The organism is Neomesorhizobium albiziae (assembly GCF_900114255.1).
GTDB lineage: Bacteria > Pseudomonadota > Alphaproteobacteria > Rhizobiales > Rhizobiaceae > Neomesorhizobium > Neomesorhizobium albiziae.
The window spans coordinates 69,986-85,849 of the sequence record NZ_FOSL01000010.1 but is presented as its reverse complement, the minus strand read 5'-3'; the positions used below and the strand labels follow the sequence as shown (position 1 = coordinate 85,849).

The 15,864-nt window shown below is 63.9% G+C and carries 17 protein-coding genes; 14 read left to right on the top strand and 3 right to left on the bottom strand.

Annotated elements, in window-relative coordinates; translation table 11 throughout:
• Positions 1-82: 82 nt before the first annotated feature.
• Entirely contained in the window at positions 83-889 is an 807-nt protein-coding gene (gene olsB / locus F3H98_RS16970; RefSeq protein ID WP_149761446.1) for a l-ornithine N(alpha)-acyltransferase, read from the top strand.
• 176 nt (positions 890-1,065) lie between these two features.
• Positions 1,066-1,425 (top strand): MmcQ/YjbR family DNA-binding protein, encoded by a 360-nt coding sequence (locus F3H98_RS16965; protein WP_149761339.1) that lies wholly within the window; start codon positions 1,066-1,068, stop codon positions 1,423-1,425.
• A gap of 915 nt (positions 1,426-2,340) precedes the next feature.
• Here F3H98_RS16965 and F3H98_RS16960 read toward each other — a convergent pair.
• Positions 2,341-4,626: an NADP-dependent malic enzyme gene (locus F3H98_RS16960; protein WP_149761338.1), complete on the bottom strand. Its 2,286-nt coding sequence runs from the start codon at positions 4,624-4,626 to the stop codon at positions 2,341-2,343.
• A 245-nt stretch (positions 4,627-4,871) separates the two neighbouring features.
• Here F3H98_RS16960 and mutS point away from each other — a divergent pair, with 245 nt between their 5' ends.
• Positions 4,872-7,565 carry a DNA mismatch repair protein MutS gene (mutS, locus tag F3H98_RS16955; RefSeq protein WP_149761445.1) on the top strand — a complete coding sequence of 898 codons (2,694 nt, stop codon included), beginning with the start codon at positions 4,872-4,874 and terminating at the stop codon, positions 7,563-7,565.
• Positions 7,566-7,685: 120 nt separating this feature from the next.
• On the opposite strand, the gene F3H98_RS16950 is transcribed toward mutS, so the two are convergent.
• Entirely contained in the window at positions 7,686-8,219 is a 534-nt protein-coding gene (locus F3H98_RS16950) for a winged helix-turn-helix transcriptional regulator (protein ID WP_149761337.1), read from the bottom strand.
• A 218-nt stretch (positions 8,220-8,437) separates the two neighbouring features.
• Here F3H98_RS16950 and F3H98_RS16945 point away from each other — a divergent pair, with 218 nt between their 5' ends.
• From F3H98_RS16945 to msrA, 10 genes are all read left to right on the top strand, one after another.
• Positions 8,438-9,283 carry an alpha/beta fold hydrolase gene (locus F3H98_RS16945; protein ID WP_149761444.1) on the top strand — a complete coding sequence of 282 codons (846 nt, stop codon included), beginning with the start codon at positions 8,438-8,440 and terminating at the stop codon, positions 9,281-9,283.
• Between the two features lie 80 nt (positions 9,284-9,363).
• Entirely contained in the window at positions 9,364-10,026 is a 663-nt protein-coding gene (locus F3H98_RS16940) for a glutathione S-transferase family protein (RefSeq protein WP_149761336.1), read from the top strand.
• Between the two features lie 4 nt (positions 10,027-10,030).
• A complete protein-coding gene (locus F3H98_RS16935) occupies positions 10,031-10,375 on the top strand; it encodes an ArsR/SmtB family transcription factor (RefSeq protein WP_149761335.1) in 345 nt (114 codons plus the stop codon).
• Between the two features lie 4 nt (positions 10,376-10,379).
• Positions 10,380-10,853, top strand: coding sequence for an SRPBCC family protein (locus tag F3H98_RS16930; RefSeq protein ID WP_149761334.1), 474 nt, complete (start codon positions 10,380-10,382; stop codon positions 10,851-10,853).
• 15 nt (positions 10,854-10,868) lie between these two features.
• On the top strand, positions 10,869-11,420 hold the full coding sequence (locus tag F3H98_RS16925; protein ID WP_149761333.1) for a dihydrofolate reductase family protein: 552 nt from the start codon (positions 10,869-10,871) through the stop codon (positions 11,418-11,420).
• Positions 11,421-11,450: 30 nt separating this feature from the next.
• Positions 11,451-12,020: a dihydrofolate reductase family protein gene (locus F3H98_RS16920; RefSeq protein WP_149761332.1), complete on the top strand. Its 570-nt coding sequence runs from the start codon at positions 11,451-11,453 to the stop codon at positions 12,018-12,020.
• Positions 12,017-12,481 carry an SRPBCC family protein gene (locus F3H98_RS16915; protein WP_149761331.1) on the top strand — a complete coding sequence of 155 codons (465 nt, stop codon included), beginning with the start codon at positions 12,017-12,019 and terminating at the stop codon, positions 12,479-12,481. Before F3H98_RS16920 ends, F3H98_RS16915 begins: the two co-directional genes overlap by 4 nt.
• A 53-nt stretch (positions 12,482-12,534) precedes the next feature.
• Positions 12,535-13,119, top strand: coding sequence for a dihydrofolate reductase family protein (locus F3H98_RS16910; RefSeq protein WP_149761330.1), 585 nt, complete (start codon positions 12,535-12,537; stop codon positions 13,117-13,119).
• A 26-nt stretch (positions 13,120-13,145) separates the two neighbouring features.
• Complete coding sequence (locus F3H98_RS16905) at positions 13,146-13,772, top strand: glutathione S-transferase family protein (RefSeq protein ID WP_244621752.1); 627 nt, start codon at positions 13,146-13,148, stop codon at positions 13,770-13,772.
• 219 nt (positions 13,773-13,991) lie between these two features.
• The gene (msrA, locus tag F3H98_RS16900) at positions 13,992-14,606 is read left to right on the top strand and encodes a peptide-methionine (S)-S-oxide reductase MsrA (protein ID WP_149761329.1); all 615 of its coding nucleotides are present in this window, start codon (positions 13,992-13,994) and stop codon (positions 14,604-14,606) included.
• Positions 14,607-14,674: 68 nt separating this feature from the next.
• On the opposite strand, the gene F3H98_RS16895 is transcribed toward msrA, so the two are convergent.
• Positions 14,675-15,100: an OsmC family protein gene (locus F3H98_RS16895; protein ID WP_149761328.1), complete on the bottom strand. Its 426-nt coding sequence runs from the start codon at positions 15,098-15,100 to the stop codon at positions 14,675-14,677.
• Positions 15,101-15,330: 230 nt separating this feature from the next.
• Here F3H98_RS16895 and F3H98_RS16890 point away from each other — a divergent pair, with 230 nt between their 5' ends.
• Positions 15,331-15,858 carry a hypothetical protein gene (locus tag F3H98_RS16890; protein WP_149761327.1) on the top strand — a complete coding sequence of 176 codons (528 nt, stop codon included), beginning with the start codon at positions 15,331-15,333 and terminating at the stop codon, positions 15,856-15,858.
• Positions 15,859-15,864 lie beyond the last annotated feature (6 nt).

Sequence of the window (15,864 nt, the reverse complement as noted above, 5' to 3'; positions counted from 1 at the left end):
CGTGCAAACGGTACTGCAGGAGCGTGACGATTACCCGGCTGCCAACAAATCGCCACGCTTGGCCCGCAGGTTCGACGCCGTCATGACAGGTGGCACGCTCGGCCGCATCGGCTCGCTTGAAGTCCGGCTCGCTCGCAACGACGCCGAGATCGCCGCGGTCCAGGAAGTGCGTTTCCGCGTCTTCTACGGAGAGCTTGGCGCGCGGCGCGATGCGCTGCATTCGCTGGAAGAGCGCGACCGGGACCGCTTCGACGCGCTGTGCGACCATCTGCTGGTCGTCGACAACGCACTGCCCGGACCCGACCACCGCCGCATCGTCGGAACATACCGGCTGCTTCGGCAGGAGAGCGCCGCGGCCGCCGGCGGCTTCTATTCCGACGACGAATTCGAGCTGGAAAAGCTGGTCGCGCGCCACCCCGGGCAGCGCTTCCTTGAACTCGGCCGCTCCTGCGTCTTGAAGGAATACCGCTCGAAGCGCACCATCGAGATCCTCTGGCAGGGTCTTTACGCCTACATCAACCACCATGCGATCGGCGTGATGACCGGCTGCGCCTCCTTCCATGGCACCGAGCCCGCCGCCCACGCCGAGGCGCTGTCCTATCTCGCGCATTACTGCCGCACCGAGCCGCAATGGGACGTGCGGGCGGTGGCCGGCCGCTATCGCGCCATGGACATGCTGCCGCGCGAGGCGGTCAACACGCGCCAGGCGATCGCCGCGCTGCCGCCGCTGATCAAGGGCTATCTCAGGGTCGGCGCGCGCATCGGCGACGGCTGCGTGGTCGACCACGATTTCGGCACCACCGACGTGTTCATCGTCATGCCGGTGGCCGAGATAGGCGCCCGCTACCTCAATTATTATGGTGCCGAGGCCGAACGCTTCGCCGCCTGAGACGAAAGGCGTGATGGCGGTCTGCAAATGGCGCTTTTCCTGCGCTCCGATGCTCACGTACTTTAAGTACGCTCCGCTTCGGCTCGAAAGAAAGCACCATTTTCGACGCGCCCTGACGCCTTCCGGGAAGCCGGAGCGCGCAAACAGGGACTGCACTGCGGCGGAGTCATCACGCCATGTCCGACGACGATCTTTTGCCGGCTTTCGAAAAGCTGAAACAGGCGGCAAGCACGCTGCCGGAGGTGCAAGAGAGCCTCTCCTACGGCACGCCGGCCCTGAGGGTCGGCAAGAAAATGCTTTCCCGCGTGAAGGACCCCGACACGGTGGTGCTGATGTGCCCGCTGGAGGAAAAGGAAATGCTGATGGCGGCCGCACCCGACATCTATTTCGAGACCGACCATTACAAGGGCTGGCCGGCGCTGCTTGCCCGCATCCACGAAATCCCGCTCGACGAACTCAGCCACCGGCTGGAGCAGACTTTTTTGCGCACCGCGCCGAAGAAGCTGGTGAAGGCGTGGCGGGACGCGAAAGGGTAAGGGGCGATTTGGTGGGAGATCACCGCCGGGCGGGCGATATTGGCCGGCCTTGCCGGGTTCGATCTCGTATTGGTTTTCGGCATCTGGTTCCCTCCGATGATTGTGATGGGGATTTCAGGCGCGCGCCAAGGCGGCCCGCGCCTCTGGAAGGCCGGGAAGCGACGCCTGGGACCGCGCCATTTCAATTGTTTAGCGGCGCGGTCTCCCAGGCGTCGCCGGCGTTCTTGCCCTACCGCAGGGAGCGCGGGTTTTCAGGCCCGCGAACTAGCCTCGGTCAGGGCCCGGACCTGCGGGTTCATTCCCCCAGCGGCACAACCGTCGTGCCGCCGATCCGGCGCCGCCGTCCTCACCTGATACCCCGTGCGCACCAGGCTTCCCCGCGAGAACAGTGAGGGCATTATGCGGAAGGGGTGTGGACAAAAGTATTTTGGCGATTCGGCTAAGTGATTGAAATCGCGCGGAAGAATCTTTAGCAGAGGGGAAACAGGTGGGGAATTTTGTCCACACCCCTCTGCTTCGTCATCCTCGGGCTTGATCCGAGGATCCATGCCGCGAGGCTGATGACAAGAGAGGCAGAGCCAAAAGAAGTACAGCTGGACCGCAGTGCGCTGCCGTCAGGTCACGGCATGGATCCCCGGGTCTGCGCGACGGCCTTCGGCCTGCTCCGCCCGAGGATGACGACGGGAGGGTGTGCCTCCGGCCGGCACGCCTCATTCGCCTTCACTGCTTTCAGGCACCCTTCTCTCAAGGCGAGACGGTAGTGCGTGTTCTGGGCCGAGCGTATTACGGAATTAACAATATGTTTAGCATTTGGTCAAAAACGGTAGAATAACAAATTAACCGTAATTTAAGTACCGAGCTAATGCTTTTCCCAAATAGGGAAGGGCAACAAACTTTGGTTTGGTGACAGCCGAGCTAAGCCCCCGCCGAATACGCCGCAATCGCCGCCATGTTGACGATGTCCGAATCCTTGGCGTTGAGCGGCACGATCTGCACCGGCTTGTTGAGGCCGACCAGCAGCGGGCCGATGACCGTGGAGCCGCCGAGTTCCTGCAGCATCTTCGTCGAGATCGAGGCCGAGTGGAACGCCGGCATGACCAGCACATTGGCCGGGCCCGACAGGCGGATGAAGGGGTATTGCGCCATCGCGCGCGGGTTGAGCGCCACGTCGGCGGCCATCTCGCCGTCATACTCGAAATCGACGCGGCGCTTGTCGAGGATTTTTACCGCCTCCTGCACCCGCTCGGAGCGTTCGCCGGCGGGGTGGCCGAAGGTGGAATAGGCAAGCATGGCGACGCGCGGCTCGTAGCCCATGCGGCGGGCAAAACCCGCGGCCTCTTCCGCGATGTCGGCGATCTGCTCGGCATTGGGCATGTCGTGGACGGCGGTGTCGGCAACGATGACCGTGCGGCCGCGCGACAGCACGATGGAGGCGCCGATGACCCGGTGGCCGGGCTTGGCGTCGATGACGCGGCGGATGTCTTCCAGTGCCGTCGAATAGTTGCGGGTGACGCCGGTTACCACCGCGTCGGCATCGCCCAGCGCCAGCATGCAGGCGGCGAAATGGTTGCGGTCGTTGTTGATCAGCCGCTGGCAGTCGCGGAACAGGTAGCCCTTGCGCTGCATGCGCTCGTAGAGATAGTCGGCATAGACAATATTGCGGCGCGACAGGCGGGCGTTGATGATCTCGATGCCGGGCTTGTTGATGTCGACGCCGGCATGGCGGGCGTTTTCCCTGATGATCTCGTCGCGGCCGACCAGGATGGCGGTGCCGAGCTTCTGGTTCACATAGGAGACGGCGGCGCGCATCACCTGCTCCTCCTCGCCCTCGGCGAAGACGACGCGCTTGGGCTGGCGGCGCACGCGGTCGTAGATGCGCTGCAGGGTGGAGGCGATCGGGTCGCGGCGGGCCGACAGCTCGTTGGCGTATTTGGCAAGGTCGAGGATGGGCCGGCCGGCGACCCCGCTTTCCATCGCCGCCTGCGCCACCGCCACCGGGATGGCCGAGATGAGGCGCGGGTCGAACGGCACCGGGATGATGTAGTTGGGGCCGAATTTCGGCCGCATGCCCTGGTAGGCGGCGGCGACGTCGTCGGGCACGTCCTGGCGGGCAAGCTCGGCCAGCGCGCGTGCGGCGGCGACCTTCATGGCGTCGTTGATGGTGGTGGCGCGGACATCGAGCGCCCCGCGGAAGATATAGGGGAAGCCAAGCACGTTGTTGACCTGGTTGGGATAGTCCGAGCGGCCGGTCGCCATGATGGCGTCGGTGCGGATCTCGGCGACCTCCTCCGGGGTGATCTCCGGGTCGGGATTGGCCATGGCGAAGATGATCGGGTTCTTCGCCATCGACTGGATCATGGCGTTGGTGAAGGCGCCGCGCGCCGACAGCCCGAACACCACGTCGGCACCGTCCATGGCGTCGGCCAGCGTGCGCTTGTCGGTCTTGACGGCGTGCGCAGACTTCCATTGGTTCATGCCTTCGGTGCGGCCCTGGTAGACGACGCCCTTGGTGTCGCACAGGATGACGTTTTCAGGCGAGAAGCCGAGCGACTTAACGAGCTCGATGCAGGCGATGCCGGCAGCACCGGCGCCGTTGCAGACGAGCTTGGTCGTCTTCATGTCGCGGCCGGTGATCTCCAGCGCGTTGATCAGGCCGGCAGTGGCGATGATGGCGGTGCCGTGCTGGTCGTCGTGGAAGACCGGGATGTCCATCAGCTCGCGCAGGCGCTGCTCGATGATGAAGCACTCCGGCGCCTTGATGTCCTCCAGGTTGATGCCGCCGAAGGAAGGTCCGAGGAAACGGACGCAGTTGATGAACTCGTCGGCGTCCTCGGTGTCGACCTCGAGATCGATCGAATCGACGTCGGCGAAGCGCTTGAACAGCACCGACTTGCCCTCCATCACGGGCTTGGAGGCGAGAGCGCCGAGATTGCCGAGGCCGAGGATGGCGGTGCCGTTGGAGATGACGGCCACCATGTTGCCGCGCGTGGTGTAGTCGAAGGCGCGGGTCGGGTCTTCGGCGATGGCCTTGACGGGCACCGCGACGCCCGGCGAATAGGCGAGCGACAGGTCGCGCTGCGTGGCCATCGGCTTGGTGGGAGAGATTTCCAGCTTGCCGGGGCGGCCCATGGCGTGGAATTCGAGGGCTTCCTGTGCGCTGACGGAAGGGCCGGCGCTGTCGGTTTTCTTGCCTGAAGCCATGATGTGAGCGGTTCCCTCCCGGATAGGCACTTCTTTTTGTGGAGCATTCGGGATTAAGGCTACACTTCGAAGCTGTAAACCGCCAATCAGGAAGAGAGTGTTTTTGGAACTGGTTGAAGGCTTCGGCAATCGGACATGTGTGTGCCGTCCCTCACCTGCCCGCCGGCATCCTCTCCCCGCAATAACGAGGGGAGCGCCGTGATAGAGAAACGAAACGAGCCGTGAACGACGAAACGCCAAGACGCATGGAAGGCACGCCGACCACACTGCCGGCCGCCGGCGCGACGCCGATGATGGAGCAGTTCATCGAGATCAAGGCGGCGAACCCGGATTCGCTGCTGTTCTACCGCATGGGCGATTTCTACGAGATGTTCTTCGGCGACGCCGAAGTGGCAAGCCGGGCGCTCGGCATCACGCTGACCAGACGCGGCAAGCACGACGGCCAGGACATCCCGATGTGCGGCGTGCCGGTGCATGCCGCCGACGACTATCTGCAGAAGCTGATCGGGCTCGGCCACCGCGTCGCCGTGTGCGAGCAGATCGAGGACCCGGCGGAGGCAAAGAAGCGCGGCTCCAAATCGGTGGTGAAGCGCGACGTCATCCGCCTGGTGACGCCCGGCACCATCACCGAGGAAAAACTGCTGGCCCCATCGGAATCGAATTTCCTGATGGCGCTGGGGCGCGTGAAAGGCGGCGCCGAAAACGCCTATGCGCTGGCCTGGATCGACATTTCCACCGGCGCCTTCCGCGTTTCGGAAACCACGGCGGAGCGGCTGGCGGCCGACATCTTCCGCGTCGACCCCAAGGAACTGATCGTCGCCGAGCCGGTGTTCCACGATGCCGAGTTGAAGCCGGTGTTCGACATGCTTGGCCGCGCGGCCTGCCCGCAGCCGGCCAGCCTGTTCGATTCGGCCTCGGCGACGATGCGGATCGCCCGCTTCTACGACGTGGCGACGCCCGACAGTTTCGGCACGTTCTCGCGCGCCGAGCTCTCGGCGATCTCCGGCGCGATCGCCTATGTTGAGAAGACGCAGAAGGCCGAGCGGCCGCCGCTCGACCGGCCGGAGCGCGAGCAGGCGGGCTCGTCGCTGTTCATCGACCCGGCGACACGCGCCAACCTCGAACTGTTGCGCACCATGTCGGGCAGCCGCGACGGCTCGCTGTTCAAGGCGATCGACCGCACGGTGACGGGAGCCGGCGCACGGCTGCTCGCCGACCGGCTGATGGCGCCGCTGACGGAGCCGCAGGCGATCTCGGCCAGGCTGGATTCGGTGTCGTTCTTCCTGGCCGAACCGAGGCTCTGCGAAGGCCTGCGCGCCGCGCTGAAGGGGGTTGCCGACATGCCGCGCGCGCTGTCGAGGCTGGCGCTCAACCGCGGCGGCCCGCGCGACCTCGGCGGCTTGAGGGCCGGCTTCGAGGCGGCGGCCGAAATCGGCCAACTTTTCGCCGGCGCGATGCTGCCGGCCGAGCTGCAGGCGGCCTTTGCCGCGATCGCAGCGCTGCCTGCCAATTTCGCCAGCCATATCAGCAGCGCGCTGGGCGACGAACTGCCGCTGTTGAAGCGCGACGGCGGCTTCGTGCGCTCGCTCTACGACGGCGAGCTCGACGAAATGCGGGCACTGCGCGACGAATCGCGAAAAGTCATCGCCGGACTGGAACGCAGCCTGATCCACGAGACAGGCATTCGGTCGCTGAAGATCAGGCATAACAATGTGCTGGGTTACTACATCGAGGTGACGGCCAACCATCAGGACATCATGATGGGCTCGGACGGGGCGAAGGCGCGCTTCATCCACCGCCAGACCATGGCCAACGCCATGCGCTTCACCACCACCGAGCTTGCCGGGCTGGAGACAAAAATCGCCAACGCCGCCGACCGGGCGCTGGCAATTGAACTCGGCGTTTTCGACAGGTTGGTGGCGGAGGCGGTGAGCCATGCCGACGCGATCCGCGCCGGTGCGGCAGCCCTTGCAGTGCTCGACGTGTCGGCCGCCCTTGCGGTGCTCGCCGCATCGGAAGACTACAACCGGCCGCTGGTCGACGGCAGCCTGGCGTTCCGGATCGAGGGCGGGAGGCATCCGGTTGTCGAGCAGGCGCTGCGCCGCGCCGCCGAGAGCCCGTTCGTGGCCAATGACAGCGACCTGTCGCCCGGCGAGAACGGCAGGCATGGCGCCATCTGGCTGCTCACCGGCCCCAATATGGGCGGCAAGTCGACCTTCCTGCGCCAGAACGCGCTGATCGCCATCCTGGCGCAGATGGGCTCGTTTGTCCCTGCCGCCAGCGCCCACATTGGCGTCGTGGACAGGCTTTTCTCCCGCGTCGGCGCTTCCGACGACCTGGCGCGTGGCCGCTCGACCTTCATGGTCGAGATGGTGGAGACGGCGGCCATCCTCAACCAGGCGGGCGAGAAGGCGCTGGTCATCCTCGACGAGATCGGCCGCGGCACCGCCACCTTCGACGGCCTGTCGATCGCCTGGGCGGCGGTCGAATACCTGCACGAGAAGAACCGCTGCCGGGCGATCTTCGCCACGCATTTCCACGAAATGACATCGCTCTCGGCCAAGCTGTCGCGGCTTTCCAACGTCACCATGCGGGTGAAGGAGTGGGAAGGCGACGTGGTATTCCTGCACGAGGTGGGCAAGGGCGCGGCCGACCGCAGCTATGGCGTGCAGGTGGCGCGGCTTGCCGGCCTGCCCGAAGCCGTGGTGAACCGCGCCAGGGACGTGCTGCACCAGCTCGAAGAGGGCGAGCAGTCCGGCAAGGTCGACCGCCTGGTCGATGACCTGCCGCTGTTCAGCGTCGCCGCTAAGAAGGAAGCGCCGAAGCCGGCGAAATCCGATGCGCTGGGCGATGCGCTGGCGGCGCTCAATCCCGACGAGATGACGCCGCGCGATGCGCTCGATGCGCTCTACCGGCTAAAGGGGCTGGCAGGGCGGTAACATTGCAGTTGCTCTTCGACGCAACATGATGATGTGCCCTACGTTGCCCCCCTTTGTCCTGCCGGACATCTCCCCCACAAGGGGGGAGATCGGCCTGCCGCTAATGCGGGCGGCTTCCGGTTATTCCGCAGCCCTTTCGGCGGCCTGCCGCGCAAGCACCGCCTCGTAGGCGACCTGCAAGGTCTGGCGAACCGTCCTGCCGCCGGTCCTCGACCGGTCCGGAGGCGGTGCGCCAAGATGTTCCTCGCGCAGTTCCGCCATGAACTCATCCCACATCGCCTGGCCGCCCGCTTCCAGCAGCTGCGCGCGAATGCTGAGTTCCTCGCTCACCGGCAGCCAGCGGCGGCCCCAGGCGCCAAGGTGGGCGAAGATCGGCACCAACTCGATGCTCATTTCGGTGAGGCTGTAGATCGCCTTCTGCTTGTGCGTGGGGTCGTCCGCCTTGGTCAGGATGCCTTTCTCGACCAGCATCTTCAGCCTGTCGGCCAGGATGTTCGAGGAGATGCCCTCCTGAGAGCGCATCAGTTCCCGGAAATGCCGCTTACCGCCGAACGTCATGTCGCGAAGGATGAGCAGGCTCCATTTGTCGCCGAACACTTCCAGCGACAGGTTGATGGGGCATCCCGACCTGGATTCCCTGAATTCCTCGTTCATCCCCGTTGCTCCAAAAAACCGGTTGCAAATCAAAATCGGTTATGATTATACTGCAACCAGTTGCAAAATACAATTGGTTAGACGAGCGCCGGGAGGAGGCATCGATGGAACACGTCCTGAACATATCCAAACGCAACCTGATCCAGGCCGCGACAGCCGCCACCGTGACAAATCTGCTTGGCGCACGAGGCGCATTTCCAGAAGAGGGAAATATCGACATGAGCACCAAGACCATCCGCGCCGACGGCGTCGTGATCGCCACCCAATCCTTCGGCGACCCTGAAGATCCGGCCGTGCTGCTCATCATGGGCGCGATGGCGTCGATGCTCTGGTGGCCGGAGGAATTCTGCCGCCAGATTGCCGCGGGCGGTCGCCATGTCATCCGCTACGACAACCGCGACACCGGCCTTTCGACCAAATACGCGCCTGGCGAACCATCCTACGGTTTCGACGACATGGCGGACGATGCGATCCGTGTGCTTGACGGCTACGGCATCGAAAAGGCTGACGTGGTGGGAATGTCGCTCGGCGGCATGATCGGCCAGATCGTGGCGCTGAAATATCCCGAGCGGGTGCTGTCGTTCACCGCGATCAGCACGTCGCCGCTCGGCACCGACACGTCCCACCTGCCGCAGACGACGCAGGCCTATATGGAGCATTCGGAAGCCGGCGCGAGCGTCGACTGGAGCGACCGCCAGCAGGCGATCGATTTCGTGGTGAAGGACGTCGGCATGATTGCCGGCACCGCGCATCCCTTCGACGAAGCCGCCGCACTGGCCTTCATCGAGAGCGACTACGACCGTTCCGGCGGCTATCTCAGCGCCACCAACCATTTCATGCTTTCAGGCGGCGATGGCTTCAAGGGACGGCTGCCGAAGATGAGGGTGCCGCTGCTGGTCATCCATGGCACCGCCGATCCGATCTTCCCGGTCGAGCATGGCGAGGCTCTCGCTGGCGCGGTGCCCGGCTCAAGGCTGGTGAAACTGCAAGGCGGCGGCCACGAACTGCACCGCCAGGACTGGCAGGAGATCGCCGCAGCCATCCTCGACCACACCAAGAGTTAAGCGTTGACTTAACCATTGACAGCCGGGTGACGGCGCAATAGTTAAGCATCCACTTTACAATTGAACAGAACGAGACCGCAATGTCGCTGACCCTCTATTACCACCCGCTCGCTTCCTTCTGCTGGAAGGTGCTGATCGCTCTCTATGAGAACGACACGCCGTTCGAGCCGGTGATCGTCGATCTCGGCAACGCGGAATCGAAGGCGGCTTTCCAGAAGGTCTGGCCGGTCGGCAAGTTTCCGGTGCTGCGTGACGAGGCGCGGGATCGCACTGTCCCCGAATCGACGATCATCACCGAATATCTGGCCGAGCATTTTCCAGGCATGGTCGACCTTGTGCCCCGCGACTCGGACGCGGCCTTTCAGGCGCGTCTCGGCGACCGGTTCTATGACCACTACGTCCATCTGCCGATGCAGAGGATCATCGCTGACAGGCTGCGGCCGGCAGACAAAAGAGACCCCTACGGCGTGAAGGTCGAGCGGGCGCAGATCGTCTCTTCCTACGACATCGTCGAAGACCAGATGGCGGACCGGCCGTGGGCGGCAGGCGAAACCTATACGATGGCCGACTGCGCGGCCTCGCCGGCGCTCTTCTACGCCAACAAGGTGCAGCCTTTCGGCGGGCGCCACAAAAACCTCGCCGCCTATTTCGGCCGCCTGATGCAGCGGCCCTCCTTCATGCGGGTGGTCGAGGAAGCCGGGCCGTACTTCAAGTTCTTCCCGGCCGAGCCAAGGGAGATGTGACGCCATGTTCCACGATTCCGCCCAGCTCGACCTGATGTTCCAGGCGCTCGCCGATCCGGCGCGCCGCATGATGGTGGAGCGCCTGTCGCGCGGTTCGGCGTCGGTCAGCGAACTCGCCGAGCCTCTCGACATGTCGCTGTCGGCCGTCATGCAGCATCTGCAGCTGCTGGAGACCAGCGGCCTGGTGCGCTCCGAAAAGGTCGGGCGCGTGCGCACCTGCCGCATCGAGCCGAAGGGGCTCTCGATGGCCGAAAGCTGGATTTCCGAACGGCGCTCCACCTGGGAGCGCCGGCTCGACCGCCTTGGCGATTTTCTCGCCGCTCAATCGAAGACCAACCCCAAGGAGTAGGATCATGACCGAACGTTCAGTCATCCACAGCACCTTCCGCATCGAGCGCAGCTACGACGCGACGCCCGAACAGGTGTTCTTCGCACTGGCCGACAAGGCATCCAAGCGGCGCTGGTTCGTCGAGGGCGAAGGCTGGCAGGTCGATAGCTTCGAGATGGATTTCCGTCCCGGCGGCGCCGAGCGCAGTTCGTTCCGCTACCAGGACGGACCGGTGGTCAGCAACGACACTGTCTACCAGGATATTATCGAGAACCAGCGCATCGTGTTCGCTTATTCGATGGCGGTCGGTGAGAACCGCATTTCGGCCTCGCTGGGCACCATCGAACTCTTCGCCGAAGGCGCCGGCACGAAGCTCGCCTATACCGAACAGGGCGCCTTCCTCGACGGCCACGACAATGTCGCGCAACGCGAAGCCGGCTGCCGCGAACTCTATGAAGCGCTTGCCGTCGAACTCGAACGCCAGCGCAAGGTGGCCTGAGCAAAGGACACGTCAATGGGCAAAGTCATCTGGTGGAACATGGTCACCGTCGACGGTTTCTTCGAGGGACCCGGGAACGACATTGGCTGGTTCGTCTTCGACGAGGAACTCGAGAAATACATCAGGGAGACCCAGGAGGACGCGAAGGCCCTCTTGTTCGGACGCAAGACCTATCAGCTCATGGCCGGCTACTGGCCATCCGCAGAAGGCTGGATCGCCGACTTCATGAACGGCGCCGAGAAGCACGTCTTCTCGACGACGCTCGAAAGCGCCGACTGGAACAATACCAGGCTGGTCAGGGAGAAGGCTCCGGAGGAGGTGTCGAAACTGAAGGCCGGGAAGGACGGCGACATCTTCCTGTTCGGCAGCGCCGACTTCGCGGCGACGCTCGTCGAGCACGATCTGATCGACGAATACCGCATCGGCCTTAACCCGCTGATCCTCGGCAAGGGAACGCCGATGTTCAAAGGCAGCGGCGGCAAACTCGGTCTGACGCTGCTGGAGGCGCGGCCGCTGAAATCCGGCCTGATTGTCCTTCACTACGGGCGCGAGCAGCGGAGAATATAGCCGGCTAATCAAAAAGGAAGGCGTTTCTTTATGAGCAAGCTCATTCTGTCGTTTTCGATATCGCTCGACGGCTTCGTCGCCGGGTCCGGTGTCAGCGTCGAGGAACCGATGGGCAAGGACGGCGAGCGTCTGCATGATTGGATTTTCAGCTCGGACGATCCGATCGACAAGGAAATGGCCGGCGAGCTGGCCCCGACGCTCGGCGCCGTCCTGGTTGGCCGGCGCACCTTCGATGTCGGCCTCGGGCCTTGGGGTGACACGCCCTTTCCGGTGCCGACTTTCGTGCTGACCCATGAGAAGCGTGCACCGCTTCCCATGAAAAGCGGCACCTTCACCTTCGTCACGGACGGCATCGAAAGCGCGCTCGAACAGGCCCACTCTGCCGCGGCCGGAAAGAACATCGTGGTGATGGGCGCCGAAACCGCGAGGCTATACCTCACAGCCGGCCGCGTCGACGAGATCACTCTCCAGCTCGTGCCGATCCTGCTCGGCAATGGCACACGCCTGTTCGCCGGCGAATCCATGCCTGAATTCGCGCCGGTCCGGGCCATCGCGTCGCCGGTCGTCACCCACCTCAAATTTGCGAGAAAACGGCCATGACCATCGCTGCCCCCGTCAATCACGACACCATCGTCCTGGAACGCCTCTACGACGCATCGCCGGCGCGTGTCTTCGAAGCCTTCGCCGACCCCGAGGCGCGCATGCGCTGGGGAGCGCCGTCGAGCAACACCGGGCTGGTCTATGACGAGGCCGATTTCCGCGTCGGCGGACTGGACATCAGCCGCTGCGGCCCAAAGAGCAACCTGATCTACCGCGTCGAGACCCGCTATCACGACATCGTGCCGGAGCAGCGGATAATCTCGACGGAGATCGTCTCGGAAGGCGTCAACCGGCTGTCGTTCTCGCTGATCACCGTGCAAATCGAGGCTGCCAGAGAAGGCACGAAACTCACGCTCACCGACCAGATCGCGGCCTTCGGCGGCGCCAGCATGATCGAAGGCAGCCGGGCGGGGTTCAATGCAGCGCTCGACAATCTGCACGCCGAGTTCGCCCGCACCTGACGGGCGGGCGGTGGCAATCCCGACCGGCGACGCGATCGCGCGAGGAGAACCGGATGCGAAAGATCTTCCTGCACATCTTCGTTTCGGTCGACGGCTTCATCGAAAGCGAGGACAAGAGCCTCGACTGGATGGTCGGCGACGACGAGGTCGAAGACTATATCAACGGCATGCTTGGCTCGATCGATTCGATGATCCTCGGCCGCAAGGCATTCGAACTCCTGGCGGGCTACTGGCCGACCGCCGCCGAAAACCCGAGCGAGGCAGCAGATCCCGCCAGGCCGGAGCGCCATGTCGAGGCGGCGCATATGATGAACGCCAAGCAGAAGATAGTCTTCTCCAGGACATTGAAGGAAACGTCCTGGGCGAACTCCACAATTCTGGGTGGTGATCTTGCTGAAGAAGTGGCAAGGCTGAAGCGGCAGCCCGGTAGGGACATCGCCCTGTTCGGCGGCGCCGCAATCACCAACAGCATGATGCGGCTGGGACTGCTCGACGAATACCGGCTGCTCGTCAATCCGGTGATGCTCGGCGCCGGCACGCCGCTGTTCCAGGGCGGGCGCGGCGGCTCGACGCTGCAGCTCGTCGGATCCAGATCCTTCGATTGCGGCGCGGTGCTGGTCAGCTACCGTCCGAAATGAAACCAAAATCCTGGAGGAACCGTGCGATGAAAAAACTGAGCGGCATGAAGCTTCACCAGGGCGACGGCCCGAATTCCTACCGGGTCCGCATCTGCCTTGCCGAGAAGGGGCTGGAAGTTCCCCTGGTGAACGTCGATTTCGCCACGCGCGAGCACAAGGCGCCGGAATTCCTGAAACTCAACTCGCTGGGGCAGATCCCCGTTCTCGTGCTCGACGATGGAACGGTCATCACCGAGAGCGTCGCCATCTGCCGCTATTTCGAGGAGCTCTATCCGGAGCCGGCGCTGTTTGGCGGCGATGCGCTCGCCCAAGCGAAGGCTGAAATGTGGAACCGTCGCGTCGAGCTGGAAATCCTCACCACCATCGGCAATGTGGCGTTTCACTCCGACGAATTCTTCAAGGACAGGCTGGTGCAGTTTCCCGCCTTCGCCGAAACGCAACGGCAGGCAGTGCCGGGGAAATGGGCCTGGCTCGACCGCGAGATGAGCGACGGTCGTCCGTTCATCGCCGGCGACGATTTTTCCATCGCCGACATCAGCGGCATGATCTGCTCCTGGCTCGGCGATTTCTTCAGCATGCCGGTCCCGAAGGACCTGCCGAACGTCCAGCGCTGGAACGAGCGCGTGCGCAGCCGTCCAAGCTGGAACGCCTGACGGGGCATTGCGCGACGGCCTGCCGATCGTCGTCATACGGGAAAAGCCACGCAGAAATCACGCGGCCGTGTTGCGGCGTGATTTTGAAAACGCCGGCAAATTCTGTACGTCTTGGCTTGGGATGGTGGGTTCGACCCATGCATTCCGGCCTGTCTGTTGTTGACCGCATTTGTGCGACGCCAGGTTCTGGCCGCAAATGCTTCGGGGAGGACGATGCCGATGCTTCGCAGGACTTTCGCCATTCTGGCGCTGGCATTTGCAGCAGCATTGCCGTTGCAGACATCCGGCGCCCTTGCCCAGACAAAGACCGCGATCTTTGCCGGCGGCTGTTTCTGGTGCGTCGAATCGGATTTCGACGGGGTTCCCGGCGTGCTTTCGACGACATCCGGCTATATCGGCGGCACCACCGAAAATCCGACCTACCGCAACCATACCGCCGCCAAGCACCGGGAAGCGGTGCGGATCGAATATGACTCAAGCAAGGTGAACTACACAGCCCTGCTCGACGTTTTCTGGCATTCGGTCGACCCGACCGATGATGGCGGCCAGTTCTGCGACCGCGGCCACAGCTACACGACGGCGATCTACGCGGCCGACGCGCAGGACTTGGCCGCGGCGGAGAAATCGAAGCAGGCCGCTGGAGCGGAACTGGGCAGGCCGATCGTCACCGAAATCGTGGCGGCGCCGGCTTTCTGGCCGGCCGAGGAATACCACCAGGATTTCTACAGGAAGAATCCGCTGCGCTACAAATTCTACCGCGCAAACTGCGGCCGCGACGGCCGCATCTCAGAAGTGTGGGGAGCCTCGGCGCACAAGGGCATCGCCGCCCATTGAAGCGGCGAAAGGCAGGCCCGGAGCAATGTCCGGGCCGGTGTTGCGTTTCGTGCCGGTAGCGAAAAAAGTCAGGCAAGCTTCGCGTCGAGCGACACGTTGATGGCGCCGAGCGCCTTGGAGACCGGGCATTCCGCCTTGGCCTTATCCGCCAGTTCCTTGAACTTCGCCGCGTCGATGCCGGGCACCGTGCCGGTGAGCGTCAGCGCGCTGCCGGTGATGCCGGTGCCGGGCACCAGCGTCACCACCGCCTTGGCGTCGAGCTTTGCGGCGGGCGTGCCGTTCTCGGCGAGGAAATGCGAAAGCTGCATAGCGTAGCACCCCGCGTGCGCCGCGGCGATCAGCTCTTCCGGATTGGTTCCCGACTTGCCGCTCTCGTCCTCGAAGCGGTTCTTGAACGAATAGGGAAGCCCTGCGAGCGCGCCGCTTTGCGTGTCGAGCGTGCCGGCGCCCTCCTTGAGATTGCCTTTCCAGACGGCGGTTGCGTGACGGTCCATGGTGTTCTCCTGGGTTTCCTGAAGTCGAGGCCGTGGCGGCCGCACCATGACTATAGAGCGGAATGCTCTCAGGTGAACCGGGCATTGCGCTCTATCTGTGACCTGGGTTGCGCAAAATCGGCTGGCATAGGCGGGCGCGGCGCACATCTCCGGTCGGGAGCCTGCATTTTCACGCCGTTGATGGCTGCCGAAACTTGTCCTATTTTCGGCGGACTGGAGGGCTGCCCGACATGCATATTCTACTCGCCGTGCTCGGCATCCTGGCGGCTGCGGCCTTGTGGTGGTACCGCATGAAGATGATGAAGGACGCCGCCAACGAGGCTGCCGATGTGATCGGCCGGGTGCGCGGCAATATCCGGCGCAACAGGATACGCCACCAGAACGAGATGTCGCCGCTCACCGCCATCGACGATCCCGTGGTTGCCGCCGCGACGCTGATTTCTGCGCTGCTTTCGGACGACGCATCGCTGACCCCGGAGCGGGAGACTGCGCTGCGCAAGGAGATCGAGGCGATCGCACGGGCCGGCAAGCTGGAGGAGACGCTCGTCTATGCCAAATGGGCGGCAAGCCAGATCGACGATACCGGCGCCGTCATCGACAAGCTCGGGCCTTTCCTGCGCGACCGGCTGAGCGAGGAGGAGCGGCACGACCTTCTGGCGATGATCCGGCGGACCTCGGCCATGACCGGGCCGCAACTGCCGACCCTTGAGCCGCGCATGCGCAGGCTGCGCCAGAAACTCGGGTTGGAAGTCAACTGAAAGGCA